This window comes from Flavobacterium sp., from assembly GCF_044361065.1.
Classification (GTDB): Bacteria; Bacteroidota; Bacteroidia; order Flavobacteriales; family Flavobacteriaceae; genus Flavobacterium.
On the sequence record NZ_JBIKJI010000200.1, the window covers coordinates 1 to 3190 of the forward strand.

Here is a 3190-nt window from a genome sequence, read left to right on the forward strand (position 1 = left end):
TTTTACTAATGCAGGTAAACTTTTTGGAACACCTTCTAATACCGAAGTTCTGCCTTCTTTTAATTTCAGCTTTTCCCAATTTTGTTTTACTTGTTCTTCGTTTTCCACCACCACATCGCCATAAATATGCGGATGGCGGTCTATTAACTTATCGCAAATGCTATTCGCCACATCGGCAATGTCAAAATCATTTGTTTCCGAACCTATTTTGGCATAAAACACAATATGTAGTAACAAATCGCCCAGTTCTTTCTTAATTTCAGGCAAATCATTATCTAAAATGGCATCACCCAATTCATAGGTTTCCTCTATGGTAAGATGACGCAAGCTTTCTAACGTTTGCTTTTTATCCCACGGACATTTCTCACGTAAATCGTCCATAATATCCAGTAATCTTTCAAAGGCTTGTAGTTGTTGTGCTCGGGTGTTCATGGTTAGATTTTTAGATTGTTAGATTTTTAGAGTATCAAAGTTGCAGAGTGGCAAAGTTTCAAAGTATTGACTTTCGACCTTCGACTTATGCCTTATGCCTTAACCCTTCACCTTTCACCTTTCACCCAAAACCCAAAGATAAAAAAAAATCCCACACTACTAAAGCATGGGATGTATGTATATTTTTAACTGAAATAGCTTATTCAGCGGTTTCTTCTTTTACTTCTGCATTTAAAGCATCTAAAGTCACATAGCCTTTAGGTTGTAAAATATTATACCAATTAAATATTTTTTTAATATCCGAAGTGTATACACGGTCTTCGTCATATTCTGGTAAAATTTCACGGAAATAGCTTTTTAATTTGTCATCTGTTTCTTTGTGCGAAATAGTAGCTTCTCCGTTTTCTTTGGTAGCTATTGATTTAAAAATATCAATTAATTTTACTTCTTCATTGTAAGTGAACACGGCAATTTCAGATAATAAACTAACATTACTTCTTAAACTGACAGTAATTTTTTTGCCATCTAATAAAGATTCTGCCACAAATCCTGAACGGGTTTGTACTTTTAATTCGTATAATCCTGGCTTTCCAGAAATGGCTAATATTTTTTGAAAACTCATAGTTTTTTGTTTTTATATAGTCGCAAATATATATTTTAAAAAATGAATTTCCAATTTGAAAATCTAAAATAAAACATAAAATTTTTAGGTCCGATTTATTTGATTTTTAGGTTGGCAAATTTCATTCTATAATCAGGTCTGGCTTTACCTTCCATAATGTTTTGCAGTTTTTTACCTACTAATTTTTTCTTTAACATAGATAAATGGTCGGTAAATAAAACGCCTTCAATATGATCGTATTCGTGTTGTATTACTCTAGCAATCAAACCATTATAAACTTCTGTTTTTTTCTCGAAGTTTTCATCGTAATATTCAATAGTAACGGTTTCATGACGCAAAACGTCTTCACGCACATCGGGAATACTTAAACAGCCTTCATTAAACGCCCAAATTTCACCTTCTTCTTTTAAAATTTTAGCATTAATAAACGTTTGTTTAAATCCTTTTAATTGTTCGGATTCCTCTTTAGTAACTTCGTCGCTATCTGCAAATGGGGTGGTGTCAATTACAAATAATCGGATGGCTAAACCTACTTGAGGTGCTGCCAAACCTACGCCATAAGCATTGTACATGGTTTCATACATGTTGCTTAATGTTTCGGTTAAGTTTGGATATTCTGGTGTAATGTCTTCGCAAACTTTTCTTAAAACAGCTTCGCCATATCCGTATATAGGTAAAATCATGGTTTCTTTTTTTTGCAAAATTAGCAAATTTTCTTTTATTCTTCCTTATTAATTTTCGGAACCCTTTTATAACGTAATTATATAACAAATAAATAATATTTTAACAAAGCCATTAAGCAATAAAATTCGTATATTTGTGTTATAAAAGAAACATTAAACAATTCTTAAAACCCATGAAAAAAATAATTCTATTTGCATTTTTATTTTCAGCTACAATTTCTTTTGCTCAAAATTGGACTACTTCTTTAGATGCGGCCAAAATGGAAGCAATATCTTCGAATAAAAATATTCTTTTGGTCTTTTCAGGATCTGATTGGTGTGCACCTTGTATAAAATTAGACAGGACTATTTTTCAATCTGATGTTTTTAAAACTGAAGCAGAAAAGAAATGGGTATTGTTAAAAGCCGATTTCCCTAAGAAAAAAGGAAATGCTTTATCTGAAGCACAAACAGAAAGTAATAAAAAATTAGCCGAAAAATATAATAAAGAAGGTAATTTCCCATTGGTAGTTTTGTTAGACGCTACGGGTAAAGTATTAGGAATTACAGGCTATAAGAACGTATCACCTACAGAATATGTGCAACTTTTAAATGCGATGGTAAACTAATGAAATTGAAATTTTGTTTTTTTTTGTTTTTAGGAACCTTAACTGCTTTTTCTCAAATTACGCACAAGAAAAAGTACGCTTTATTGGGTAGTCCGTTTGAAATTACTGTAGTAGCCAAAGACACGGTTGAAGGAAATTTTTATATCAATTCAGCTGTAAATGAAGTAAAACGAATTGAAAATTTAATTTCAGATTGGATTCCGACTACACAAATTTCACAAGTAAATCAGAATGCAGGTATAGTGCCTATTAAAGTCAATAACGAAGTATTCGAATTGGTAGAACGTGCCCTTAAAATATCAAAATTAACGGATGGTGCTTTCGATATTTCGTATGCGTCAATGGATAAGATTTGGAAATTTGATGGGTCGATGAAAGAAATGCCTTCGCCTGAAGCGATTAAAAAATCAGTAGAACGAATTGGCTACGAAAAAATAATTTTAGATACCAAAAACAAAACGATTTTTCTTAAAGATGCCGGAATGAAATTAGGACTTGGCGGTATTGGTCAGGGCTACATTGCCGATAAAGTGAAAGAAGTACTTCAAGCCAAAGGTTGTACTGCTGGAATTGTAAATGTTTCTGGCGATATAAACACTTGGGGAAGTCAGATTGATGGTAAACCTTGGACGGTTGGTATTGTAAATCCAGTAAATAAGAATAAAGTATTCGCTACGTTTCCTTTGATAGATAGCGCTGTGGAAACGTCTGGCAGTTATGAAAAATATGTCACGTTTAATAATATTCGCTATTCGCACATAATTGACCCGCGTTCTGGATATCCAGCAACTGGCATAGTAAGTGTTTCGGTATTTGCTAAGCAAACAGAAATTGCTGATGCGTTG

General features: G+C 32.7%; 5 protein-coding genes. 2 read left to right on the plus strand and 3 right to left on the minus strand.

All coding sequences use genetic code 11. The features are described 5' to 3' along the window. From ACIQ11_RS09845 to def, 3 genes are all read right to left on the minus strand, one after another. Positions 1-432, minus strand: a 432-nt coding sequence (locus ACIQ11_RS09845; protein ID WP_396154471.1) for a YabN family protein, incomplete at its 3' end; no start/stop codon positions are given. Positions 433-631: 199 nt separating this feature from the next. After that, complete coding sequence (locus ACIQ11_RS09850) at positions 632-1054, minus strand: DUF5606 domain-containing protein (RefSeq protein ID WP_396154473.1); 423 nt, start codon at positions 1052-1054, stop codon at positions 632-634. Positions 1055-1149: 95 nt separating this feature from the next. After that, positions 1150-1737: a peptide deformylase gene (gene def / locus ACIQ11_RS09855; protein WP_291241575.1), complete on the minus strand. Its 588-nt coding sequence runs from the start codon at positions 1735-1737 to the stop codon at positions 1150-1152. 173 nt (positions 1738-1910) lie between these two features. On the opposite strand from def, the gene ACIQ11_RS09860 reads away from it, so the two are divergent. After that, complete coding sequence (locus ACIQ11_RS09860) at positions 1911-2345, plus strand: thioredoxin family protein (RefSeq protein ID WP_396154475.1); 435 nt, start codon at positions 1911-1913, stop codon at positions 2343-2345. Continuing rightward, the coding region (locus ACIQ11_RS09865) for an FAD:protein FMN transferase (protein WP_396154477.1) at positions 2345-3190 on the plus strand (846 nt) is incomplete at its 3' end. The genes ACIQ11_RS09860 and ACIQ11_RS09865, both read left to right, overlap by 1 nt.